Source organism: Streptomyces erythrochromogenes, assembly GCF_036170895.1.
Lineage (GTDB): Bacteria > Actinomycetota > Actinomycetes > Streptomycetales > Streptomycetaceae > Streptomyces > Streptomyces erythrochromogenes.
Map to the genome: position 1 here is coordinate 6,326,633 of NZ_CP108036.1, position 23,432 is coordinate 6,350,064.

Sequence of the window (23,432 nt, forward strand, 5' to 3'; positions counted from 1 at the left end):
TGGCCGACCTGCCGTTTCTTCCGTACCCACCTGGACCGCCATGCCCCCCCACCACGACGCCGCCCGCCCGGCCCGCCGGAGCCTGGGGCGCGGGCCGGGAGCGGTCGGCGAGGCCCCGGCCGCCGCTCCGGACGTGCGGGAGCCCGCCGAGGTGGTCGACGGTCCCGCCGGCGCGGCCGACGGGACCGGGGAGCCGGTCGGGCCTGCCGGCGGGGCCCCCGGGACCCTGGACGCGGCAGAGCCCGCCGAGGGTCCGGGCCCGGCACCGGCGGAGCCCGCCGCGGAGCCCGTGGGCGGCGTGCCGTCGGGCCCCGCCGGGGGCGACGGGCGGTTCACGCTGCGGCTCGACAACTTCGAGGGGCCCTTCGACCTGCTGCTCCAGCTGATCTCCCGGCACAAGCTCGACGTCACCGAGGTCGCGCTGTCCAAGGTCACCGACGAGTTCATGACGTACATCCGGGCCATGGGGCCCGACTGGGACCTCGACCAGACCACCGAGTTCCTCGTCGTGGCCGCCACCCTGCTCGACCTGAAGGCCGCCCGGCTGCTGCCGGTGGCCGAGGTCGAGGACGAGGCCGACCTCGCCCTCCTGGAGGCCCGGGACCTGCTCTTCGCGCGCCTGCTCCAGTACCGCGCGTACAAGCAGATCGCCGAGATCTTCGAGCGGCGGGCGGAGAGCGAGGGCCGGCGCTACCCCCGCACGGTGGGGCTTGAGCCGCACCACGCCGACCTGCTGCCCGACGTCGTCATCAGCATCGGCGCGGAGGGGTTCGCCCGGCTCGCCGTCAAGGCCATGCAGCCCAAGGCCAAGCCACAGGTGTACGTGGACCACATCCACGCGCCCCTCGTCAGCGTGCGCGAGCAGGCCGGCGTCGTCGTGCGGATGCTCAAGGCGCGCGGCGAAGCCACCTTCCAGGAGCTCACCGAGGACGCCGAGGACACCCTCACCGTCGTGGCGCGCTTCCTGGCCCTCCTGGAGCTCTACCGGGAGAAGGCGGTCGTCCTCGACCAGGAGGAGGCCCTGCGGACCCTCACCGTGCGCTGGAGCGGCGGGGACGGTGACGGCATGCCGACCGTGACCGACGAGTTCGACCAGATCGTGGAGGCGAAGGATTGAACAGCGACGCCGGCGCGGTGGCCGCGCCGGAACTGAAGCCGGCCCTGGAGGCCGTCCTCATGGTCGTGGACGAGCCCGCGACCGAGGCGCACCTCGCCAAGGTGCTGGAGCGCACCCCGCGCGAGGTGGCGGACGCGCTGCGGGAGCTCGCCGACGAGTACACGGCCGCGCGCAGGGGCTTCGAGCTGCGGCTCGTCGCGGGCGGGTGGCGGTTCTACACGCGGGCGGAGTACGCCCCGGCCGTCGAGGCCTTCGTCCTGGACGGCCAGCAGGCCCGGCTCACCCAGGCGGCGCTGGAGACCCTGGCGGTCGTCGCGTACCGCCAGCCGGTGAGCCGGTCGCGGGTCTCCGCCGTGCGCGGAGTCAACTGCGACGGGGTCATGCGGACCCTCCTCCAGCGCGGTCTGGTGGAGGAGGCGGGGACGGAACCCGAAACAGGTGCGATCCTATACAGGACGACGAACTACTTTCTGGAGCGGATGGGCCTGCGCGGCCTGGACGAGCTCCCGGAGCTCGCGCCCTTCCTCCCCGAGGCGGACGCGATCGAAGCCGAGACGCAAGAAGGTGTGCCGTCGTTCGATCCGGACGCACCGGACACCGATGAAGACGACAAGACGACGGAACTTTGATGCGAAGCAGCGGCAACGGCAACGGTGGCAACAGGAACAGCGGCGGCGGTGGCGGCGGCGGGCGTGGTAGCGCCCGTGGCGGCGGCTCCGGCGGCGGCGGTGGCTACCGCGGCGGCGGCTCGGGCAGCGGTGGCGGCGGCTACCGCGGCGGCTCCGGCTCCGGCGGTGGCGGCGGCTACCGGGGCGGCTCCGGCGGAGGCTCCGGCAGCGGTGGCGGTGGCTACCGCGGCGGTCAGGGCGGCCAGGGCGGCCAGGGCGGCTCGCGCGACCGCGACCGCGACCAGGCTCCCCAGCGTCCCCGCAACCCCCGCCCCGAGGAGCGCCGCTACGACGTCGGCCCCGAGGGCGAGCGCAGCCGCGGCGGTGCCCGCGGTGACGCGGCGCGCGGCGGTGCCAAGGGCGGCCCCCGTACACCCAAGACCCCCGGCATCGGCGGCGCCGGCGGCCCGCGCCGCGGTCCGGGCAGCCGCAGCGGCCAGTCCCGCCCGCGCGAGCTGGACGCGCGCATCGAGGAGCGCGTGCGCGACCGGTACGCCGACAAGCCCGTGATCAAGACCCCGAAGACCTTCCCGGGCGCCGAGCAGGAGGGCGAGCGTCTGCAGAAGGTCCTCGCCCGCGCCGGCATGGGCTCGCGCCGCGCCTGTGAGGAGCTCATCGAGCAGGCCCGCGTCGAGGTCAACGGCGAGATCGTCACCGAGCAGGGCAAGCGCGTCCAGCCGAAGGACGAGATCAAGGTGGACGGCCTGACCGTCGCCACCCAGTCGTACCTGTTCTTCGCGCTGAACAAGCCGGCCGGTGTCGTCTCCACGATGGAGGACCCGGACGGCCGTCAGTGCCTGGGCGACTACGTCAACAACCGCGAGACGCGCCTGTTCCACGTCGGCCGGCTGGACACCGAGACCGAGGGCATCATCCTGCTCACCAACCACGGTGAGCTGGCCCACCGCCTCACGCACCCGAAGTACGGCGTGAAGAAGACCTACGTCGCCGCGATCACCGGCTCGCTGCCGCGCGACATCGGCAAGCGGCTCAAGGACGGCATCGAGCTGGAGGACGGCTGGGCCCGCGCCGACAACTTCCGCGTGCTGGACCAGGTCGGCAAGAACTACATGGTCGAGGTGACCCTCCACGAGGGCCGCAAGCACATCGTCCGCCGCATGCTGTCCGAGGCTGGCTTCCCCGTCGACAAGCTCGTCCGGACCTCCTTCGGTCCCATCGAGCTGGGCGACCAGAAGTCCGGCTGGCTGCGCCGCCTGACCAACACCGAGGTCGGCATGCTGATGCGCGAGGTCGGTCTGTAGGACCCGCTCCACCCCGCTCCACCCCGCTCCACGAGAAGCCCGCGGTGCCCACGGCACCGCGGGCTTTTCCCTTGCCCCGACCCCGGCCCCCTGTTTATAGTCACAGTGACTATTAAAGGAAGTGGGGGCCGGGCATGAACTGGACCTTGAGTTGGACCGAGGTGCTCGGGTTCGCCACCGGCGCCCTGTGCGTGTGGCTGGTGGCGCGTCAGCACATCGCCAACTGGCCGATCGGCATCGCCAACAACATCTTCTTCATCGTGCTCTTCGCCCAGGCCGGCCTCTACGCCGACGCCGGGCTCCAGATCGTCTTCATCGCCCTCGCCGCGTACGGCTGGTGGTCCTGGACCCACGGGGGTGGACCAGGAACCGCCGGAGCCCTGCCGGTGCGCCGCACCACGCGCACCGAATGGGTCTGGCTGGCCGCGGCGGGGGCGGCGGGGACCCTCGGCCTGACCCTGCTACTCGCCCGGGCCACCGACTCGACCGTCCCCTTCTGGGACGCGGCCACGACGGCGCTCTCCCTCGCCGCGACCTACGGCCAGTGCCGCAAACTGGTCGAGTCCTGGTGGCTGTGGATCGCCGCCGACCTCGTCTACATCCCCCTGTACGTCCACAAGGGGCTCCACCTCACCGCCCTGCTCTACGTCGGCTTCCTCGCCCTGTGCGTCGCGGGCCTGATCGGCTGGCGGCGCACCCTCACCGAGCGCGGCGCCCGCACGGCCCTGGAGGCGACGGCATGAGGCGCTTCGGCCACGGGCTGGTGCTCGGCAAGTTCTACCCGCCGCACGCCGGCCACCACCACCTGGTGCGCACCGCCCAGGACCGCTGCGAGCGGCTGACCGTCCTGGTCTGCGCCGCCTCCGTGGAATCGGTGCCGCTCGCCGACCGCGTCGCCTGGATGCGCGAGGCCCACCCGGACGCGGACGTCGTCGGAGCCGTCGACGACATCCCCGTCGACCTGCACGACCCGGAGATCTGGGAGGCCCACATGGCGATCTTCCGGGCCGCCGTCGGCCGCCCCGTCGACGCCGTCTTCACCTCCGAGGAGTACGGGACCGAGCTCGCCCGCAGGTTCGGCGCCGAGGAGGTCTGCGTGGACCCCGCCCGGACCCTGTTCCCGGTCTCCGGGACCGCCGTACGGGCCGACCCGGCCGCCTGCTGGGACTTCCTCGGCCCGGCCGTCCGGGCCCGCCTCGCGCGCCGCGTCGTCGTACTGGGTGCCGAGTCCACCGGGACGACCACGCTGTCCCGGGACCTGGCCGCGCACCTCCGGGCGCGCGGCGGCGTCTGGGCGGCGACCGGCTGGGTCGAGGAGTACGGACGCCGCTACAGCGAGGAGAAGCTCGCCGCGGCCCGGGCCGCCGACCCGGGCGCCACGTGGGCGGACGTCACCTTCACCTCGCAGGAGTTCCCCGTGATCGCCCGCCGGCAGGACGAGGCCGAGGAACGGGCGGCACGCGTCGGCTCCCCGGTGCTGGTCTGCGACACCGACTCCTTCGCCACCGGCATCTGGCACGAGCGGTACATGGGCGGCCGCAACCCGGAGGTCGAGCGGATCGCCGCCCTCACCCACCGGGACCTGTACCTGCTGACCGAGGACGCCGACGTCCCCTTCGAGGACGACGGGCTGCGCGACGGGCCCGAGCTCAGACCCTGGATGACCCGGCGGTTCCGCGAGGAGCTGGAGAGCACCGGACGGCGTTTCCTGTCCGTGCGCGGCGACCGGCGGGAGCGGCTGGCCACGGCCGTGGCGGCCGTGGACGAACTGCTCGCCGAAGGCTGGCGGTTCGCCGCCCCCCTCCCGGAGAACCGATGAGCGGGGCGGTGGACCCGGGCTATGACCCGTACGCCTTCGAGCCGTTCGCGGTGACCGTCGACCTCGCCGTGTTCACCGTGCGCGGCGGCGCCCTGCACGTGCTGCTGATCCGGCGCGGCCAGGAGCCGTACGCGGGATCCTGGGCGCTGCCCGGCGGGTTCGTCCTGCCGAGGGAGTCCGCCGAGGCCGCGGCCCGCCGCGAACTCGCCGAGGAGACCGGCCTGCACTGGCAGGTCGTGGCGGCCCTGCACCTGGAGCAGCTGCGCACCTACAGCGAGCCGGACCGCGACCCCCGGATGCGGGTCGTCTCGGTGGCCTTCACCGCCCTCGTCCCGGACCTGCCCGAGCCGGCCGCCGAGGGCGGCGGGGACGCGGCGCAGGCCCGCTGGCTGCCCCTGGGGCAGGCCCCGGACCTGGCCTTCGACCATGCGGTGATCCTGGCGGACGCACGCGAGCGGATCCGCTCGAAGCTGGAGTACACCTGCCTGGCCACCGCCTTCTGCCCGCCCGAGTTCACGCTCGGGGAGCTCCTGGCCGTGTACGAGACCGTCTGGGACACCGTGCTCGACCGCCCCAACTTCCGCCGCAAGGTCCTGACGACACCCGGGTTCGTCGAGGCCGTACCGGGCGCGGCCCGGCTCACCGGGGGCCGCGGCAAACCGGCCGCCCTCTACCGGGCCGGCCCGGCGACCGCGCTCCATCCACCTCTGCTCCGACCGGAAGGACCCACCCGATGACGAAGCGAGCCGCGACCGGCGCACTGGTCGGCCTGGCCCTGGGCGACGCCCTGGGCTTCCCGACCGAGTTCAACGACGTTCCCGCGATCCTCGCCGAGACGGGCCCGTGGCGCGAGATGCGCCTGCCCCGCCCGGCGATCGTCACGGACGACACCCAGATGACCCTCGCCCTGGCGCGCGGCATCCGGACCGCGACGGACCGCGGACGCCCGGACCCGCTGCGCCTGGCCCGCCCGGTCCGGGAGGAGTTCGTCGACTGGTACCACTCGCCGGAGAACAACCGGGCCCCCGGCAACACCTGCCTACGGGCCTGCGACCTGCTGAACGACCCGCAGCGCGACTGGCGCGACGCCAGCCAGACCGGCTCCAAGGGCTGCGGCGCGAACATGCGGGTGGCCCCCGTCGGACTGGTGCCCGGCTGGACCGACGAGGAACGGGCCGGCGCGGCCCAGCTCCAGTCCGCCCTCACCCACGGCCACCCGACGGCGCTCGCCGCCTCCGACCTGACGGCGCGGGCGGTACACCTGCTGGCCACCGGCACCGAGGTCACCGGCCTGGTCGGGCGGCTGCGCTCGTACGCCCTGGAGAACCGCACCCGCTACCACGAGCGCTGGCTCGGCGACCTGTGGATGCGCACCGCCAGTGACGCCACACCGGAGTCCTTCATCGCGCGCGGCTGGGACGAGTGCCTGGCGGTGCTGGACCGGCTCGCGGCCGCCCTGCGGTCCCCGTCCCCGGAGACCGACCCCTGCCTGACCACCGGCGACGGCTGGATCGCCGAGGAGGCCCTGGCCACCGCCCTGCAGTGCTTCCTGCTCTTCCCGGACGAGCCCCTGACGGCCCTGCGCCGCGCCGCCTGCACCAAGGGCGACTCCGACTCCCTCGCCTGCCTCGCCGGCGCCTTCGCCGGAGCCCACCTCGGGGCGGACGTCTGGCCGCGCGAATGGGAGGGCCGCATCGAGTACCGAGACGAACTCCTGGCCTTCGGCACCCTCTGGGATGCTTGATCCGTGCTGGACGCCCTGAGTATCGACCTGACCCCCGTCGTGGCGGAGCAGCCCGACCCGCTGCTCTTCGCCACGGTCTCGGGCGCACACCTGTACGGCTTCCCGTCGCGGGACTCCGACATCGACCTGCGCGGGGCGCACCTGCTCCCGGTGGAGGACCTCCTGGGCCTGCGCGAGCCCGAGGAGACCCGCACCCGCATGTGGGACCGCGACGACGTGGAGATGGACCTCGTCACCCACGACCTGCGCAAGTTCGTCCGGCTCATGCTCAACCGCAACGGCTACGTGCTGGAGCAGCTGCTCTCCCCGCTCGTGGTCCACACGACGGCGGCGCGCGAGGAACTGGTCGCACTGGCCCCCGGCGTCCTGACCTCCCACCACGCCCACCACTACCGGGGGTTCGCGAACACCCAGTGGCGGCTCTTCGGCAAGACCGCCGAACTCAAGCCGCTCCTCTACGCCTTCCGGTCGCTGCTGACCGGCATCCACCTGATGCGGTCGGCCGAGGTGCAGGCGCACCTGCCGACCCTGCTGGCCGAGGTGCCGGAGGCGCCGCCCTACCTCGCCGGACTGATCGAGGCCAAGGTCGCCGCCGAGCACGGGGGCTACGAGGGCCCGCCCGTCGCCGCGGTACGGGAGGACTTCGAGGCGCTGCACGCCGTGCTCGACGCTGCGCAGTCGGCCACGGCGCTGCCCGCGCACGGCTCGGCGTACGACGCGCTGGACGCGTACGTCGTGCGGCGGCGCGGGAGCCTAAGCGGCTGACGCGCGCCGGGTGCGGACGAGGAAGTCCTCCACCCGGGCGCGGTCCGGCTCCTCCGGCAGGGGAGTGCCGGCCAGGGCCTTCTCCGTCTCCTCCTGCAGGCGGGTCATCCAGGCGTCGACCTCGTCCCAGGTGAGCTCCCCGCCGCGGACGGCGAGCAGGCGGTCGCGGTACGGGCCCGCGTCGATGCTCAGGAGGCCGGTGCGCAGCAGGTCGCGGCAGGACAGCAGCAGACGCAGCAGGTGCATGGCGTGCTTCCAGCGCGGCGCGCCGTGGACGCGGACGTCCGCGACGAGCTTGCCGTGCTGGGAGGCCGCGTACCGGCCGAAGCTGGTGTGGGCCCGGCGGGAGAGGAAGGCCCCGCGCAGGGAGAGCAGTTCCGCGCCGACCGGACTGACGTGTTCCACCAGGGGGGAGTGCAGGCACTCCAGGATGTTCGGATTGGCCCGCAGGGCGAGTTCGCAGAAGCGCTCCAGCTCCCAGGAGAACTCCTCGTCCCGCGGGCCCTCCACGTGCGTGGGGGGCTTCTCGAACCGCCAGAACAGCGGTGTCGGGGCGAGGTAGACACCGCGCCGGTCGGTGTCGCTGGTCTCCGTGGCCAGCCCGAACGCCCGGGAGCCCATCACGCAGCGGTAGACCGTGTGGTCCCGTACCAGCGTCAGATCGTCCATCCCGGGAGCCTACGGCAGGGCGCACCCGCCCTGCCGGGCCGTTTCCGCAGGCCGGCAGGGCTGTGAGCGCCCGCTACGCGAGCGCGATGTTGCCGTCCGCGGCGACCGTGATCTTCTTCTCGGCCAGCCCCTTGGTGGCCGGTCCCTTGATCACCGCACCGTCCGTGGCCTTGAACTCGCTGTTGTGGCAGGCGCAGTTGATCGTGTTGTCCTCCACCTTGGTCACCAGGCAGCCCTGGTGGGGGCAGACCGCGGTGAAGCAGCGGAAGGAACCCGCCGTGGGCTGCGTGACGACGACCTTCTGATCCTTCAGGACCTTGCCGCCGCCCACGGGCACGTCCGTCGCCTTGGCGATGGCCTTCCCCGCGGGCGCGCCGCCCGCCGAGGGGGTGGCGGCGGGAGCGTCGCCGGGCGGCGGGCTGGCGGCGCCGTTCGGTTCACCGGACCCGGTGTCCGCGCCGTCGCCGCCGCTGCCGCAGGCGGTGAGCGCACCGCCTGCCAGGGCGGCCGCGCCGATCACCAGTACCTTGCGCCGTACGGTTTGCGTGGGGTCGCTCATCAGTCTCTCCTCGCTCTGTGGCCGGATCGGCGTGCAGCATCCTGGCCTGCGGCGGGCCTCAGGTGAAGCCTGCCGCGCCGTTTCACGAGCCCGGCTGCCACGGTGCCAGTGAGGCAGGTGTGCCAGGTGTGCGTACGACCTCCCACACGTGGACAACGGCGTCCCGGTTCAGTGGGCCGAAAACATGTGGGAAACGGCCACCGGAATCACCCTCCCGGCGGACCTCCGCCGTCAGGGCGTCCTCGTCGAGCTCGACCGCCAGCAGGGTCCCCGGCTGCGCCCGGTAGTGCGTGTCGGCGATGTCCAGCACCGTCGCGGGGTCCGCCGAACAGTGCACGAATCCCTCGGAGTCCAGCGAGGGCGGGGCGTACGGGAGCTCGGGGGCGGCGGTCCAGTCGGTGAGCGGGACGATGTGGAAGATCATGCCGATCGTTCTACCGCAGCGGCCGCCGGTCCGGGTGCCGGGTGGCGACACCATCCCCTTTGGGCCACATTGTCCGTGTCTCGAAGCCGGGTACGGCGCTGTCCGCGCGGCCCGGCCCCCCTGCGAAAGGCATGACGATGGCAGGCAACGACCTCGGCTCGCTCCTCGGCGGCCTCCTCGGCGGCGGCAAGAGCGGGAGCGGCGGCGGGGGAGGCGACGTCCTCGGCGCCCTGCTCGGCGCGCTCATGGGCGGCGGTGGTGGCGGCGGCCAGGCGGCCGGCGGCGCCAGCAACCCGCTCGGCGGCCTCATGGACATGCTGACCAAGTCGGGCCTGGCCGACCAGGCGCAGTCCTGGATCGGCACGGGCGAGAACAAGCCGGTCAGCGGCGCGCAGATCAGCGAGGCCGTCCCGGACGAGACCCTCCAGAAGGTCGCGGCCCAGGCCGGAGTCACCCCCGAGGAGGCCGCGGACCGGATCGCGCAGTCCCTGCCGCAGGCCGTCGACAAGCTGACACCGGACGGAGAGATCCCCTCCGGTTCGCTCGAGGACATCATCCGGCAGCAGAAGTTCTGACGACTTTCGCCCCCGAGGCCCGGCCGCCGTCCCACAGGGCGGGCAGCCGGGCCCTCGCGGCGTCACGTCTGGCTACCCTGAGTCAGAACCTGTCGTCACGCACCCGTGGAGCGCCCCGTGAGAACCGCCGTCGTCATCGGAACCGGACTGATCGGCACCTCCGCGGCGCTCGCCCTGACCGCCCGCGGGATCACCGTGCACCTCGCCGACCACGACCCGGACCGGGCCCGCACGGCGGCCGCTCTCGGGGCCGGCACCGACGAGCCCCCGCAGGAGCAGGTCGACCTCGCGATCGTCGCCGTACCGCCGGCCCACGTGGCCGCGACCCTGGCCGACCTCATAGGGCGCGGCGCGGCGCGCGCCTACGTCGACGTGGCCAGCGTCAAGGGCGGACCGCGGCGGGAACTGGCCGCGCTCGGCGTGGACGCCACCGCCTACATCGGCACGCACCCGATGGCGGGCAAGGAGCAGTCCGGGCCGCTCGCCGCGACCGCGGACCTCTTCGAGGGCCGCCCGTGGGTGCTCACCCCGACCCGGGACACCGACCACGAGGTCCTCAACCTCGCGCTGGAGCTGGTCGCCCTCTCCCGGGCCGTACCGGTGGTGATGGACGCGGACGCCCACGACCGGGCCGTCGCGCTCGTCTCGCACACCCCGCAGCTCGTCTCCAGCATGGTCGCGGCCCGCCTCGAGGAGGCCGACGAGACGGCCGTGCGGCTGTGCGGGCAGGGCATCCGGGACGTGACCCGGATCGCCGCCTCCGACCCGCGGATGTGGGTGGAGATCCTGTCGGCCAACCCGGGACCGGTCGCCGACGTCCTCGCCGGGATCGCGGCCGACCTGGAGGAGACCGTGGACGCCCTGCGCAGCCTGCAGTCCGCCGACGTGGAGAAGCGGCGCGGCGGAGCCGCCGGCATCGAGGACGTACTGCGCCGCGGGAACGCGGGCCGGGTGCGGGTCCCGGGCAAGCACGGAGCGGCTCCCGCGGTCTACGAGACGGTGGCCGTGCTCATCAGCGACCAGCCGGGCGAGCTGGCCCGGATCTTCGCCGACGCCGGCCGCGCCGGCGTCAACATCGAGGACGTGCGGATCGAGCACGCGACGGGCCAGCAGGCCGGCCTCGTCCAGCTCATGGTGGAACCGCGGTCCGTGGCGGGCCTGACCGCAGAGCTGCGCGAACGGGGCTGGGCCCTGCGCAAGCAGTAGTCCGGGGGGCCGGAAAACGCGGGCGGGGCCGGGGGGTGTCGGCGGCCCGGTAACCTTGCAGAGGGGCGCTTTGCCGCGCCCTGACACGCACGCGCAACCAGGAAGGTGCCCGCACCGTGGAAACCGCAGCTCCGTCCGCCGTGATCGTCGCCATCGACGGTCCCTCCGGCACGGGCAAGTCCAGCACCTCCAAGGCCGTGGCCGCCAAGCTCGGGCTGCGCTACCTGGACACCGGTGCCCAGTACCGGGCCATCACCTGGTGGATGATCTCCAACGGGGTCGACACCGACGACGCGCAGGCCGTGGCGATCGCCGCCGGCAAGCCCTCCATCGTGTCCGGCACCGACCCGGCCGCCCCCACCATCACGGTGGACGGCCTCGACGCCGCCGGTCCCATCCGGACCCAGGAGGTCACCTCCAAGGTCAGTGCCGTCAGCGCGGTCCCCGAGGTGCGCACGCTCATCACCGAGCTGCAGCGCTCCATCGCCGCCGAGGCGGCCCGCGAAGCGGACGGGATCGTCGTCGAGGGCCGGGACATCGGCACCACCGTCCTGCCCGACGCCGACCTCAAGGTCTTCCTGACGGCCTCCGCCGAGGCGCGCGCCGCCAGGCGCAGCGGAGAGCTCCGCGGCAAGGAGGCCGCCGACCTGGCGGCCACCAAGGCGGCTCTGATCAAGCGCGACGCCGCGGACTCCGGCCGCAAGACCTCCCCGCTGGCCAAGGCCGGCGACGCGGTCGAGGTGGACACCACCGAGCTCACGCTCGACCAGGTGATCGAGTGCGTCGTGACGCTCGTGGAAGAGAAGCGGGCGGGCCGCAAGTGAGCCAAACGCCCTCCCTCAAGGGTGCGGCGGTCGGCAGGCGCATCGGCATCGGCCTCATGTACGGGCTGTGGAAGCCGCGCGTACTGGGCGCCTGGAAGGTGCCCGTCTCGGGCCCCGTCATCCTCGCCGTGAACCACACGCACAACATAGACGGCCCCATGGTGATGGGCACCGCGCCCCGCCCCCTGCACTTCCTGATCAAGAAGGAAGCGTACGTGGGCCCGCTCGGCCCGTTCCTGGACGGCATCGGGCAGGTCAAGGTCGACCGCTCCGGCGCCGACCGGGCGGCGATAGGCCGCGCCCTCGCCGTGCTCGACCAGGGCGGGGCCCTCGGGATATTCCCCGAGGGCAGCAGGGGCGAGGGCGACTTCGCCTCGCTGCGCGCGGGACTGGCGTACTTCGCGGTCCGCAGCGGCGCGCCCATCGTGCCCGTCGCCGTCCTCGGCAGCGCCGAGGGCCGCGGCAGGCTGATCCCGGGGCTGCCGCCCTTCAAGAGCCGGGTCGACGTCGTCTTCGGCTCGGCCTTCGACGCCGGGGACGGCAGTGGCCGCCGTACCCGTACCGCGCTGGACCGGGCCACCGTACGCATCCAGGACCGGCTGACCGCCCACCTGGCCGACGCCAAGCGCCTGACCGGGCGCTGAGCGAGACTTGACCTAGTAGTGGAACCGCGCTGCGCGGGCACCACCGATCACCACGAACGACGAGGAACGGACTTCATGAACGACCAGCACGACCACGGAGCACTTGGCGATGCCGAGTACGCGGAGTTCATGGAGCTCGCCGCGGAAGAGGGTTTCGACCTCGAAGACGTCGAAGGCGCCATCGAGGAGGCGGGCCACGGCCCGCTGCCCGTCCTCGCCGTCGTGGGCCGCCCCAACGTCGGCAAGTCGACGCTGGTGAACCGCATCATCGGCCGCCGCGAGGCGGTCGTCGAGGACAAGCCCGGCGTCACCCGCGACCGCGTCACCTACGAGGCCGAATGGGCCGGCCGGCGCTTCAAGGTCGTCGACACCGGCGGCTGGGAGCAGGACGTCCTCGGGATCGACGCGGCCGTGGCCGCACAGGCCGAGTACGCCATCGAGACCGCCGACGCGGTCGTCTTCGTCGTGGACGCCAAGGTCGGCGCCACCGACAGCGACGAGGCCGTCGTCAGGCTGCTCCGCAAGGCCAAGAAGCCCGTCGTCCTGTGCGCCAACAAGGTCGACGGCCAGAGCGGCGAGTCCGACGCGGCCTCGCTGTGGTCGCTGGGCCTCGGCATGCCGCACCCGGTCTCCTCGCTGCACGGCCGCGGCACCGGCGACATGCTCGACGCCGTCCTCGACGTCCTGCCCGAGGCCCCCGAGCAGACCTTCGGCGGCGTCGCTCCCGGCGGCCCGCGCCGCATCGCGCTGATCGGCCGCCCGAACGTGGGCAAGTCCTCGCTGCTGAACAAGGTCGCGAAGGAGAACCGGGTCGTCGTCAACGAGCTCGCCGGCACCACCCGCGACCCGGTCGACGAGCTGATCGAGCTCGGCGGCGTCACCTGGAAGTTCGTCGACACCGCCGGCATCCGCAAGAAGGTCCACCTCCAGCAGGGCGCCGACTACTACGCCTCGCTGCGCACCGCCGCGGCCGTCGAGAAGGCGGAGGTGGCGGTCATCCTGATCGACACCACCGAGACCATCAGCGTCCAGGACCAGCGCATCATCACCATGGCCGTCGAGGCCGGCCGCGCGATCGTCATCGCCTACAACAAGTGGGACGAGCTCGACGAGGAGCGCCGCTACTACCTCGAGCGCGAGATCGAGACCGAGATGCAGCAGGTCTCCTGGGCGCCCCGGGTGAACGTCTCGGCGCTCACCGGCCGTCACATGGAGAAGCTGGTCCCGGCGATCGAGACGGCCCTCGCGGGCTGGGAGACGCGCGTCCCCACCGGTCGGCTGAACGCCTTCCTCGGTGAGGTCGTCGCCGCCCACCCGCACCCGATCCGCGGCGGCAAGCAGCCCCGCATCCTGTTCGGTACCCAGGCGGGGAGCAAGCCGCCGCGGTTCGTCCTGTTCGCCTCCGGCTTCCTGGAGCACGGCTACCGGCGCTTCATCGAGCGCCGCCTGCGCGAGGAGTTCGGCTTCGAGGGCACCCCGATCCACATCTCGGTGCGGGTGCGCGAGAAGCGCGGCGCCCAGTACAAGAAGAAGAAGTAGCGGCGGTCCGGGGTCAGTAGCCCCGGCGCGGAGCGGGCGGCAGGGCCGCCGGGATGTGCGTCATCCCGGTCTGGTGCTGCCGCCCGTCGGCGTATCCGGGGCCGCCCGCGTACGAGTAGGCGGGCTGGGTCTGGGGCTGCGCCTGCGTCGGGGACGGCGTCTGGGACGGGGCCTGCGAGCCGTAGGAGGGCTGCCAGTCGGTCCGCTGCCAGGCCGAACCGCTCCAGCCGCTGCCGTACGTGCCGGTGTAGCCGCCCCCGTAGGAGAAGGCCGTGAACCCGAGGTCCTCCTCGCCCGTACGGTCGCCCGGCAGGGCCCGGAAAGCGCGCAGGTACTCCGAGTACAGCGTGTCGTAGATCGGGGTGTGCGAGACGGCCGGAGAGCTGTCCCGGTCGCGTACGGGACGCATGGCGGGGACGGTGCTCGGATAGGACGGGGCGCGGGAGGAGTCGTATGGATGCACGTATCAGCCAACGAAATCGGCGCGCTGCGGATGCGGGGTGAAGGGGCGGGAAACACAGATCGCCGGGGGTGTGCGGGACGGACCGCACACCCCCGGCGCACGCCGCCCGGCCCCCTCTGCGGGGGCCGGGCGGCCGCTTTCGGTACCCGCTGGATCAGGCGCCGGGCGTCCCCGCCAGCGGCATCGCGGCGGCCACGAGCTTGCCCGCGGCGGCGGCCTTGTCCAGCGCGTCGCGCAGCAGGTCCTCGCGGGGCTGCTGGCCGATGGAGCCGACCGGCGCGGCGTAGATGAGCACGCGCTGGGTCTTCTGGACGGCGGTCCGCCAGCCGTCGGTGACCGACAGCGCCTGGTGCGCCTGCCACCAGGCGACCTGGCCGCCGCCCTCGGTGCCCGGCTGGAGCACGGCGTGCAGCTGCCCGGCCGCGAGCAGGACCGACCATCCGCCGAGGAGGGTGGGGAGTTCGGACGTGTCGGTCACCGGGATGAAGCCCTGCTCGATCAGGAGCGGCAGGAAGTCGTCGCCGGGGCCGTCGCTGCCCGGGCGGGCGATCGGCGCGGTCGGCTCGACGACCAGGGCCGGGTGCAGCTCGCCGCCGATGAGCACGAGGCCGCTGGTGATGCCGAGGACGGCCTGTCCGCCGGGCACGTTCTGCGGCGCGGGCGCGCCCGTGTCCGACGCGGAGGCCGGGCTGTCGCCGGTGATGCTGCGCACCGCGCCCTGGAGCTGCTCCTCGGAGACGGAGACGACCTGCGAGGGGATGCAGGTGGCGTGGGCGAAGGCGAGGACGGCGGTCTCCTCGCCGACGAACAGCACCGTGCTGGTGCGGTCGTTCTCGGGGTCGCCCGGAGTGCGGCAGGAGGTGCAGTCGTAACTGCGCGGCGCGTCGTCGCCGACGAGCAGCCTGTCGGCTTCTTCGTCGCCGATCTCGGCACGTACCTCATCACTGACGTCGAGCATGCGCGGCACGGGGTGGCTCCTCGGCATAGGTGCGGGTCCGGGAGGCTCCCGGCTCGCCGGGCACAACGCAGGAGCGGTGGCCGGGGTCACGCCATTTGAGGGAACGGATTCGAACCGGGCGCCCGGAAGGGTGAACGGTGCGACCCGAGCTTCGTTTTTGTGCCAACTGATTCCCGGTTGTGCGCAGTTGGTGGCCGGGTGTGGCCGTTTCGGTGGAAGGGTGCGGTCGGCCGACCGGGTGGGGTGGCGTGACCCGCCGCGTGGCGGGCCGTGGGGCGCCGCGCGGCGCTGCGTAGCGTGACCCGATGCCCAACCTCCGGATCCCCCGGGCCGCCCGCGCCGCCGTCGCCGCCGTCGTGCTGGCGCTCGTAGCGCCCCAGGGGCCGGCGGACGCGGCACCGCCGCCGCCCGCGCCGGGTCCGGCCGGGGCCGCGCACCCCGGCTCGCCGGGCGTGATCGGGAGCGGGCCCGGGGACTGCGGGCCCGGCGGGGAGTGGCCCTGGGACTGCGTCGCCGACTGCGAGAGCGGCGGGCGTTGGGCCGTCAACACCGGCAACGGCTTCTACGGCGGGCTGCAGTTCTGGCAGCCGACGTGGGAGGAGTACGGCGGTCTGGCGTTCGCGCCGCGGGCCGACCTGGCGCACCGCGTGCAGCAGATCCGGGTGGCGCAGGAGGTCCTCGCCGCGCAGGGATGGAACGCGTGGCCGGTCTGTTCGAAGCGCTACGGACTCGCCGGGCGGATGCACACCGTACGGGCCGGGGACACGCTGGTCACGATCGCCCGGGAGCGGCGGGTGAAGGGCGGATGGCAGGCGCTGTACGAGGCCAACCGGAAGGCGATCGGGCCGGAGCCGGCGGCGATCGCGGTGGGCACGCTGCTGGTCCTCCCGGAGCCGGTCCCCGTGCCGGGTGCCGAGCCGAGCCCCGCGCCTGCGACCGTGCCGAGCCCCGTGCCCGTGGCGAAGCCGAGCCCCGTGCCTGCGGTGAAGCCGAGCCCCGTGCCTGCGGTGAAGCCGAGCCCCGTGCCTGCGGCGAAGCCGAGCCCCGTGCCTGCGGCGAAGCCGAGCCCCGTGCCTGCGGTGAAGCCGAAGCCCGTGCCTGCGGCGAAGCCGAAGCCCGTGCCTGCGGCGAAGCCGAGCCCCGTGCCTGCGGCGGAGCCGAAGCCCGTGCCTGCGGTGAAGCCGAAGCCCGTGCCCGGGCCGGAGCCGAGCCCCCTGGCCGGGCGGAGGCCCGCGCGCGCGGCGGGGCCGGGGCCGTCGTCCTTCCGCTGAACAACCACGGGCCGTGCGCGGCGGCGCCACTGGCAGACTCGGGGGATGCTCGAGACCTCCGCACGGCTGCTGCGCCTGCTCTCCCTGCTCCAGGCCCACCGCGAATGGACCGGCGCCGACCTCGCCGACCGTCTCGGCGTCACCGCCCGGACGGTCCGGCGCGATGTGGACCGGCTGCGGGAACTCGGGTATCCGGTGAACGCCAGTCCCGGGACCGGAGGCGGCTACCAGTTGGGGGCGGGCGCCGAGCTGCCGCCGCTGCTGCTGGACGACGACGAGGCCGTGGCCGTCGCCGTCGGGCTGCGGACCGCCGCGGGCAACGGGGTCGAGGGGATCGGGGAGGCCTCCGTACGCGCCCTCGCGAAGCTGGAGCAGGTCCTGCCGTCGCGCCTGCGCCGGAGGGTCTCCGCCCTCAACGAGTTCACCGTGCCGATGCTGCGCGGGGCCCAGCGCTCCACCGTGGACGCCTCGGTGCTGACCGAACTGGCCTCGGTCTGCCGGGACGCCGAGCGGTTCCGCTTCGGGTACCGGGACCACGAGGGCAGTCTCAGCCGCCGTACCGTCGAACCGCACCGGCTCGTCTGCACGGAGCGCCGCTGGTACCTGGTCGCCTGGGACCTGGACCGCGAGGCGTGGCGGACCTTCCGCGCGGACCGGATCGAGCCCAGACCGCCCCACGGACCGCGGTTCACCCCGCGCCCGCCACCGGCCGAGGACCTCGCCGCATACGTCTCCGAAGGCGTGTCGCAGCGGGTCTACGCCACCCGCGCGGTGGTGCGGCTGAAGCTGCCGGAACAGGAGGCGGCGCAGATCATCACGCCGAGCGACGGGGTCCTGGAACCGGTCGACGCCCATACCTGTCTGCTGCGCACCGGGGCCGTGAACCTGGACGTTCTGGTGATTCACATCATGCTGCTCGGTTGTGAGTTCGAAGTGGTCGAGCCGCCCGGTCTCACGGATCGGATGAGGGACCTCAGAGATCTCCTGGGGAGGGCCGTCGGGCCGGAGAGGTGAAGGAAATGTAGGGGACCTGAGGGGGATTCAGCTGGTCCGGTCCAAGGGGTCCGTGGTAATCCGCTGCGGCAATTCTGCGGTTCTCGACGGAAATTCGAATACGTCCGGACCCCGGGCGTGTCGCGGTCCGGAAAACAATTGGCGACTGTAGATATTCTGTGACACAAGCGTGACCCGGGACGGACGAACGTCCGGGCGTGGCGCTGACGAACGCCGAAGGCGGGCCGGGTCGATGACCCGGCCCGCCTTCGTGGTGCGGGGGTGGAGGGTGCGTACCGCCCCGCCGTGGCCGTCAGCCGCCGGCGACCGGACGGGCCGCGGTGCCCCGGGTTCCGGCCCGCTCGGGGTGCGCGGGGTGGGCCGGGCGGCGGCTGCCGACCGGGGTGACCGGGGTCCGCTCGGAGCGGATCAGATGCGGCCGGTTGGCCGGGTGTGCGGCCGAACGGTGGGCCGGGGAGTGTCCCGCGGCGGCGCCGGCCGACGCTGCCGCGGCGGGCGCCGCGACCGGCTCCCCGACGGTCTCGGCGACGGGCTTCAGCTGCCACTTGCCGCCCGCGGAGAGCAGCGGGGTGAGCGCGGAGACCACGGGGACGGGCATCCGTCCGGTCTCGGCCCGGCGGCGCAGCAGCTCGCGCAGGTCGAAGACGTAGGCCTCGGTCCGGGCGATGAGCGGCTCGAACCAGGGCAGCGCCAGCAGGATCAGCAGACCCGCGGACCAGCCCAGCAGGACGTCGCTGACCCAGTGCGTGCCGAGGTACACGGTGGTGGCGCCGACGCTCAGCGAGACGACCGCGGACACCACGGACAGCACCCGCCGAGTGACCACGGTGGAAGCCAGGTAGGCCAGGATTCCCCAGGTCACGACGGCGTTGGCGGTGTGGCCGGAAGGGAATATATCGCCGCCCGCGAAGAGTTCGGCCGAGCCGATCTCGGTGGCGTAGTGCGGGCCGAGCCGGCCGAGGCCCAGCTTCACGGACCCGACGGTGACGTTGAGCAGCAGCAGCGCGACGCCGAGGGTGATCAGCGGGCGGAGGGTGTGCTGCCGCCAGGAGCGCCAGCCGAGCCACGCGGCGACCATGACCGCGGTGGGCCCGCGCTGGCCGAGCACGACCAGGTAGTCGAGGAAGGCGTGCAGCTGCGGCCACTGCTCGTAGGGCCGGAAGAACATGATCTGCCAGTCCAGGCGGACCAGCCAGGACGTGGTCAGCACGGCCACCACGATGGCGAGGTAGAACGCGAGGGTCGATCCCAGGAGCACGACGCGGTGCCGGCTCATCTGCGGAGTCTGCAGATGAGCCGGTCGCTCTGGTTCCCGGTCCAGCCGGGCGAAGACCCGCTCCAGACGGGTCAGGATTTGATCGGTACGCACTCAATCGACGTTACCGCCCGGCGATGGTCGGCCCGGGCGAATCGCGGGCTTTGTGATGACCATGTGATGTGGAGTTGGTCTCACGCGGACCCTAATTCCCGGTATTCCGGCAGGGGTTGGATCCTTCTCGATCCGGTGTCCGGAAATTGTTTCGGCCGCTTATTCGGACTTTATTGCCGCAGGTCGATTACCGTGCCCGTGGGCGGCCGGGGAGGATCCGCCCCGGTGGCCGCGACTCTACGGAGGGCCCGAGCCGTTCAGCCAGAACGCCCCGTACACCGCCGAGGCCAGGGCGGCCGCGCCCACCACCAGGGCCGCCCGCCGGGTCCGCCAACGGGCGAGCGCCACCGCCGGCACCAGCATCAGCGGGAAGGCCGGCAGCAACAGCCGCGGCTTCGAACCGAAGTATCCCGACGCGCACAACGCCAGCGCCACGACGATCCCGCAGTACACGAGCAGCGGCGCGGGCTGCCGCTGCCGCACGCACGCCGAGTACAGCCACAGCACCAGGACGACCCCGGCGATCAGCCCCAGCCCGGCCGGCCAGGCGGACGAGGCGAGCTTCGCCCCGACGAAGTGGGCGAAGGCCCACCCGCCGTCGAAGCCGTTGCCCCAGCCGGCCTGCACCTCCAGGTACCCGAGCAGGCCGCCCCCGGTGCGCGCGCCCACCCACAGGACGTACGCGGCCGCGCCCGCCGGAGCCAGCAGCGCCCCGGCCGCCATCCGCCACGAGCGCTCCCCGCGCCGCCGGGCCAGTACGACGGCGACCCACACCGCGGCGACGACGGCCGCGCCGACCGGGCGGGTCAGCCCGGCCCCGGCGGCGAGCAGGCCCGCCGTCAGCCACCGGCCGCGCAGGGCCCCGTACAGCGCCCACGCGGCGAGCGCGGTGAACAGCGACTCGCTGTACGCCATCGACTGCACGATCCCGACGGGCAGCGCCGCCCAGACGGCGACCGCGAACACCCCGGTGCGGCGACCGTGCAGCAGGTCGCCCACCGCGAAGATCCCCCACGCCGCGGCGAGCCCGGCGAGCACCGACACCACCAGGCCCGCCGAGCCGTACGAGAGCCCGGTCGCCGCCGACACCACCCGTTCCAGCCACGGCAGCAGCGGGAAAAACGCCAGGTTCGAGTGGACGTCCCCGCCTGGCAGGACGATCTCGTAGCCGTACCCCTCGGCGGCGATGCGGGCGTACCAGAGCGAGTCCCATCGGGCCGACAGCAGCGTGTGCGGGCTGCTGCCCGCCACCGCGCCCCACACCGCGAGCACGGTCAGCCCGAGCAGCCGGACCGCGGCGAAGGCGGCCAGCGCGGGCGCGGCCCGACGAAATCCAAGATCTTCCACAGGCATGATTATCGGTGGCGTCCGACCGGGGCCGGCGCCGAGAACCACGGACCGTGAGCGGGCGTGTACGCGGGGGAGGACTTCGGGGCGGGGAGTGGCGCACGCCACACGGGGGGTGCTGCCGGTATGAGAGCTTGGCCACGTGTCGGGCACGCGAACTCGCGTACGCTGACCGTTCACTCGCGTGTCGATGCCGGACCCCGTTGGATGCCGCACAGCGCACCACCCCCCGTGGCTCCGCCAGACGCTGGTCCACCGAGCGCGAGGGATCACCTGGGAGGTACATGCATGGCGGGGACGAACGCGGCCACGGCCGGGACCCCTTCGCCCTGGCAGCGGCTGGGAGCGGCCTCCGGCGGTGCCAACCGCTGGGTCGTCCTGGCCGTTCTCTGCGTCAGCCTGGTCCTCGTCGCGCTCGACGCGACGATCCTGCACGTCGCGGTCCCGTCCGTCACGGAGGACCTGCGGCCCGGCCCGATGGAGCTCCTCTGGGTCGTCGACGCCTACCCGCTGGTCTGCGCCTCGCTGCTGATCCTCTTCGGCACCCTCGGGGACCGGGTGGGCCGCCGCCGCATCCTCCTCCTCGGCTACGGACTCTTCGGCGCGGCCTCCGCGATAGCGGCCTTCGCCGACAACGCCCAGGTCCTCATCGCCGCGCGCGCCCTGCTCGGCATCGGCGGCGCGATGATCATGCCGGCCACCCTGTCGATCCTGCGCCAGGTCTTCCCCGACCGGCGCGAGCGGGCCCTGGCCATCGGCATCTGGACCGCCGTCGCCGCGATCGGCGCGGCCAGCGGCCCGGTGCTCGGCGGCTTCCTCATCGAGCACTTCTGGTGGGGCTCCGTCTTCCTGATCAACATCCCGCTGATGGCGCTGATCCTTCCGCTCGGCCGCTGGCTGCTGCCGGAGTCGCGCGGCTCCGCGGACGGGCCGTGGGACGTGCTCGGCGCGCTGATGGCCGCCGCGGGCGTGCTCGGCTCGGTGCTCGGGATCAAGCGGCTCGGCGCCGAACGGCACCTCCTCGACGCCGAGGCGCTGGTCCCGCTGCTGCTCGGCGCGACGCTGCTCGTGCTGTTCGTACGGCGCCAGAAGCGGCGCGAGCACCCGCTGATCGACATGCGGATGTTCTCGCGGGCCGCCTTCTCCACCTCGGTCGCCTGCATCGTGCTCGCCATGCTCGCGCTGGTCGGGCTGGAGCTGATCGCCGTCCAGTACCTCCAGCTGGTGCTGCACCTCAGCCCGCTGGAGACCGGCCTGCGGCTGCTGCCGCTGACCTTCGCGGCCATGGCCGCGGGCGCCACCGGCTCCTACACCCTGTCGCGGGTCGGGCCGCGCACCATGGTGTCGCTGGGCTTCCTGCTGACGGCCTTCGCCGTGCTGCTGCTGACGCTGATGGGCCAGCAGGACCGGCCGGTCCTGCTGACCGTCGGCTTCATCCTGCTCGGATTCGGACTGCAGACCACGCTGTTCGCCGCGTACGAGTCGATGCTGAGCGAGGCCCCGGCCGAGACCGCGGGCGGGGCGGCCTCGATCGGCGAGACCTCCTACCAGCTGGGCGCGGGCATCGGCATCGCGCTGCTGGGCAGCGTGATGAACGCGGCGTACCGGCCGGGGCTCGCCTCGGTGCCGGGGGTCTCGGCGGCGGAGTCGGCGGGCGCCGCGAACTCGCTGGGCGAGGCGTACCAGATCGCCTCGGGCCTCGGCGGTCCGGCGGGAGCCGCCCTGTACGCGGCGGCCCGGCACTCCTTCGTGCACGGGCTGCACGTGACGCTGCTGGTGAGCGCGGCGCTGCTGTTCGCGGGCGCCGTGATGGCGCTGAAGCTGCCGCGGGTGATGGACTGCGGGGCGGCCGAGGAGGCCGAGCCGGTGCGCTTGCCCGCGCAGGCGAAGGGCGAGCCGCGGCCGACCCCGGTCGAGCAGGCGGGCTGAAAGACGGGGCTGGATTTGCGGGGCGCGGGCCAATAGCGTCGGCCGGGCGCAAAACTTGCGCCGCCAGGTTCCTGCTCAGGCCGCCGGGAGGCCCCGTGTCCTTCGTTCCCACCGATCCGCTCGGGCTCGACGAGCTCCTCGGGCCCGAGGACCTCGCCGTCCGGGACACCGTCCGTACCTGGGCCGCCGACCGGGTGCTGCCGAACATCGCCCAGTGGTACGAGAGCGGCGAGCTGCCCGCGATCCGTGAGCTGGCCCGGGAGCTCGGTGCCATCGGGGCGCTCGGTATGTCCCTGGAGGGCTACGGGTGCGCCGGCGCCAGCGCCGTGCAGTACGGCCTCGCCTGCCTGGAGCTGGAGGCCGCCGACTCCGGCATCCGCTCGCTGGTCTCCGTACAGGGGTCGCTGGCCATGTACGCGATCTGGAAGTACGGCTCCGAGGAGCAGAAGCAGCGCTGGCTGCCCGGCATGGCCGCGGGCGAGCTGATCGGCTGCTTCGGGCTGACCGAGCCCGACGTGGGCTCCGACCCCGCGGCGATGCGGACCCACGCCAAGCGCGACGGCACGGACTGGATCCTCAACGGCCGCAAGATGTGGATCACCAACGGCTCCGTCGCCGCGGTGGCCGTGGTGTGGGCGCAGACCGACGACGGGATCCGCGGCTTCGCCGTGCCCACCGACACGCCCGGCTTCTCCGCGCCGGAGATCAAGCACAAGTGGTCGCTGCGGGCCAGCGTCACCAGCGAACTGGTCATGGACGACGTACGGCTGCCCGCCGACGCGGTGCTGCCGCTCGTCACCGGGCTCAAGGGGCCGCTCGGCTGTCTCAGCCACGCGCGGTACGGGATCATCTGGGGATCCATGGGCGCGGCGCGGGCCAGTTTCGAGGCCGCGCTCGACTACGCGAGGACGCGGGAGCAGTTCGGCAAGCCGATCGGCGGCTTCCAGCTCACCCAGGCCAAGCTGGCGGACATGGCCCTCGAACTCCACAAGGGCATCCTGCTCGCCCACCACCTGGGCCGGCGGATGGACGCGGGCACCCTGCGGCCGGAGCAGATCAGTTTCGGCAAGCTCAACAACGTCCGCGAGGCCATCGAGATCTGCCGCACCGCGCGGACCATCCTCGGCGCCAACGGGATCTCGCTCGAATACCCCGTCATGCGGCACGCCACCAACCTCGAATCGGTGCTCACCTACGAGGGCACCGTCGAGATGCACCAGTTGGTGCTGGGCAAGGCGCTCACCGGGCTGGACGCCTTCCGGTGAG

At 73.2% G+C, this 23,432-nt stretch carries 23 protein-coding genes and 1 pseudogene; 17 read left to right on the top strand and 7 right to left on the bottom strand.

Features of this window, described 5'->3' with window-relative positions:
- The first annotated feature begins 40 nt into the window (after positions 1–40).
- From OHA91_RS28950 to OHA91_RS28985, 8 genes are all read left to right on the top strand, one after another.
- Positions 41–1,117, top strand: a complete 1,077-nt coding sequence (locus OHA91_RS28950) for a segregation and condensation protein A (RefSeq protein WP_031154105.1) — start codon at positions 41–43, stop codon at positions 1,115–1,117.
- On the top strand, positions 1,114–1,746 hold the full coding sequence (gene scpB / locus OHA91_RS28955; RefSeq protein WP_031154104.1) for an SMC-Scp complex subunit ScpB: 633 nt from the start codon (positions 1,114–1,116) through the stop codon (positions 1,744–1,746). Before OHA91_RS28950 ends, scpB begins: the two co-directional genes overlap by 4 nt.
- Positions 1,746–3,047 carry a pseudouridine synthase gene (locus tag OHA91_RS28960; protein ID WP_031154102.1) on the top strand — a complete coding sequence of 434 codons (1,302 nt, stop codon included), beginning with the start codon at positions 1,746–1,748 and terminating at the stop codon, positions 3,045–3,047. The genes scpB and OHA91_RS28960 overlap by 1 nt, the downstream gene beginning before the upstream one ends.
- A gap of 134 nt (positions 3,048–3,181) precedes the next feature.
- On the top strand, positions 3,182–3,790 hold the full coding sequence (gene pnuC / locus OHA91_RS28965) for a nicotinamide riboside transporter PnuC (RefSeq protein ID WP_031154100.1): 609 nt from the start codon (positions 3,182–3,184) through the stop codon (positions 3,788–3,790).
- Complete coding sequence (locus OHA91_RS28970; RefSeq protein ID WP_031154098.1) at positions 3,787–4,866, top strand: AAA family ATPase; 1,080 nt, start codon at positions 3,787–3,789, stop codon at positions 4,864–4,866. The genes pnuC and OHA91_RS28970 overlap by 4 nt, the downstream gene beginning before the upstream one ends.
- Positions 4,863–5,603 (top strand): NUDIX hydrolase, encoded by a 741-nt coding sequence (locus tag OHA91_RS28975; protein ID WP_328740301.1) that lies wholly within the window; start codon positions 4,863–4,865, stop codon positions 5,601–5,603. The genes OHA91_RS28970 and OHA91_RS28975 overlap by 4 nt, the downstream gene beginning before the upstream one ends.
- On the top strand, positions 5,600–6,610 hold the full coding sequence (locus tag OHA91_RS28980) for an ADP-ribosylglycohydrolase family protein (protein ID WP_031154094.1): 1,011 nt from the start codon (positions 5,600–5,602) through the stop codon (positions 6,608–6,610). Before OHA91_RS28975 ends, OHA91_RS28980 begins: the two co-directional genes overlap by 4 nt.
- A gap of 3 nt (positions 6,611–6,613) precedes the next feature.
- Positions 6,614–7,375, top strand: a complete 762-nt coding sequence (locus OHA91_RS28985; RefSeq protein WP_328740302.1) for a nucleotidyltransferase domain-containing protein — start codon at positions 6,614–6,616, stop codon at positions 7,373–7,375.
- On the opposite strand, the gene OHA91_RS28990 is transcribed toward OHA91_RS28985, so the two are convergent.
- From OHA91_RS28990 to OHA91_RS29000, 3 genes are all read right to left on the bottom strand, one after another.
- The gene (locus OHA91_RS28990) at positions 7,364–8,044 is read right to left on the bottom strand and encodes a nucleotidyltransferase domain-containing protein (RefSeq protein WP_328740303.1); all 681 of its coding nucleotides are present in this window, start codon (positions 8,042–8,044) and stop codon (positions 7,364–7,366) included. The two genes, OHA91_RS28985 and OHA91_RS28990, sit on opposite strands and share 12 nt — an antisense overlap.
- A 73-nt stretch (positions 8,045–8,117) precedes the next feature.
- A complete protein-coding gene (locus OHA91_RS28995) occupies positions 8,118–8,603 on the bottom strand; it encodes a Rieske (2Fe-2S) protein (protein ID WP_328740304.1) in 486 nt (161 codons plus the stop codon).
- Between the two features lie 82 nt (positions 8,604–8,685).
- The gene (locus OHA91_RS29000) at positions 8,686–9,027 is read right to left on the bottom strand and encodes a DUF952 domain-containing protein (protein WP_031154085.1); all 342 of its coding nucleotides are present in this window, start codon (positions 9,025–9,027) and stop codon (positions 8,686–8,688) included.
- Positions 9,028–9,164: 137 nt separating this feature from the next.
- Here OHA91_RS29000 and OHA91_RS29005 point away from each other — a divergent pair, with 137 nt between their 5' ends.
- The 5 genes from OHA91_RS29005 to der all read left to right on the top strand — a co-directional run bounded on the left by OHA91_RS29005 (position 9,165) and on the right by der (position 13,815).
- On the top strand, positions 9,165–9,602 hold the full coding sequence (locus OHA91_RS29005; RefSeq protein WP_328740305.1) for a YidB family protein: 438 nt from the start codon (positions 9,165–9,167) through the stop codon (positions 9,600–9,602).
- Positions 9,603–9,719: 117 nt separating this feature from the next.
- Positions 9,720–10,808: a prephenate dehydrogenase gene (locus OHA91_RS29010; RefSeq protein WP_031154081.1), complete on the top strand. Its 1,089-nt coding sequence runs from the start codon at positions 9,720–9,722 to the stop codon at positions 10,806–10,808.
- A gap of 116 nt (positions 10,809–10,924) precedes the next feature.
- Positions 10,925–11,632 carry a (d)CMP kinase gene (gene cmk / locus OHA91_RS29015; protein ID WP_031154079.1) on the top strand — a complete coding sequence of 236 codons (708 nt, stop codon included), beginning with the start codon at positions 10,925–10,927 and terminating at the stop codon, positions 11,630–11,632.
- Positions 11,587–12,276, top strand: a complete 690-nt coding sequence (locus OHA91_RS29020) for a lysophospholipid acyltransferase family protein (RefSeq protein ID WP_078959442.1) — start codon at positions 11,587–11,589, stop codon at positions 12,274–12,276. Before cmk ends, OHA91_RS29020 begins: the two co-directional genes overlap by 46 nt.
- A gap of 75 nt (positions 12,277–12,351) precedes the next feature.
- The gene (gene der, locus OHA91_RS29025; protein WP_031154075.1) at positions 12,352–13,815 is read left to right on the top strand and encodes a ribosome biogenesis GTPase Der; all 1,464 of its coding nucleotides are present in this window, start codon (positions 12,352–12,354) and stop codon (positions 13,813–13,815) included.
- Between the two features lie 13 nt (positions 13,816–13,828).
- On the opposite strand, the gene OHA91_RS29030 is transcribed toward der, so the two are convergent.
- Positions 13,829–14,224 (bottom strand): hypothetical protein, encoded by a 396-nt coding sequence (locus OHA91_RS29030; protein ID WP_266502799.1) that lies wholly within the window; start codon positions 14,222–14,224, stop codon positions 13,829–13,831.
- A 208-nt stretch (positions 14,225–14,432) separates the two neighbouring features.
- Complete coding sequence (locus OHA91_RS29035) at positions 14,433–15,245, bottom strand: hypothetical protein (RefSeq protein ID WP_031154070.1); 813 nt, start codon at positions 15,243–15,245, stop codon at positions 14,433–14,435.
- A gap of 296 nt (positions 15,246–15,541) precedes the next feature.
- On the opposite strand from OHA91_RS29035, the pseudogene OHA91_RS39910 reads away from it, so the two are divergent.
- Positions 15,542–16,126: pseudogene (locus OHA91_RS39910) on the top strand (transglycosylase family protein); the annotation flags it as partial.
- A gap of 426 nt (positions 16,127–16,552) precedes the next feature.
- Positions 16,553–17,521 (top strand): helix-turn-helix transcriptional regulator, encoded by a 969-nt coding sequence (locus OHA91_RS29045; protein WP_031154065.1) that lies wholly within the window; start codon positions 16,553–16,555, stop codon positions 17,519–17,521.
- 292 nt (positions 17,522–17,813) lie between these two features.
- Here the strand turns inward: OHA91_RS29045 and OHA91_RS29050 are convergent, their stop codons facing one another.
- Positions 17,814–18,890, bottom strand: a complete 1,077-nt coding sequence (locus tag OHA91_RS29050; RefSeq protein WP_328740309.1) for a phosphatase PAP2 family protein — start codon at positions 18,888–18,890, stop codon at positions 17,814–17,816.
- Between the two features lie 237 nt (positions 18,891–19,127).
- Complete coding sequence (locus OHA91_RS29055; RefSeq protein WP_266502803.1) at positions 19,128–20,243, bottom strand: glycosyltransferase family protein; 1,116 nt, start codon at positions 20,241–20,243, stop codon at positions 19,128–19,130.
- A 282-nt stretch (positions 20,244–20,525) separates the two neighbouring features.
- Here OHA91_RS29055 and OHA91_RS29060 point away from each other — a divergent pair, with 282 nt between their 5' ends.
- Together OHA91_RS29060 and OHA91_RS29065 are read left to right on the top strand one after the other, a co-directional pair.
- Positions 20,526–22,166 carry an MFS transporter gene (locus OHA91_RS29060; protein ID WP_031154058.1) on the top strand — a complete coding sequence of 547 codons (1,641 nt, stop codon included), beginning with the start codon at positions 20,526–20,528 and terminating at the stop codon, positions 22,164–22,166.
- A gap of 95 nt (positions 22,167–22,261) precedes the next feature.
- Positions 22,262–23,431, top strand: coding sequence for an acyl-CoA dehydrogenase family protein (locus tag OHA91_RS29065; RefSeq protein ID WP_031154056.1), 1,170 nt, complete (start codon positions 22,262–22,264; stop codon positions 23,429–23,431).
- Position 23,432: the final 1 nt, after the last annotated feature.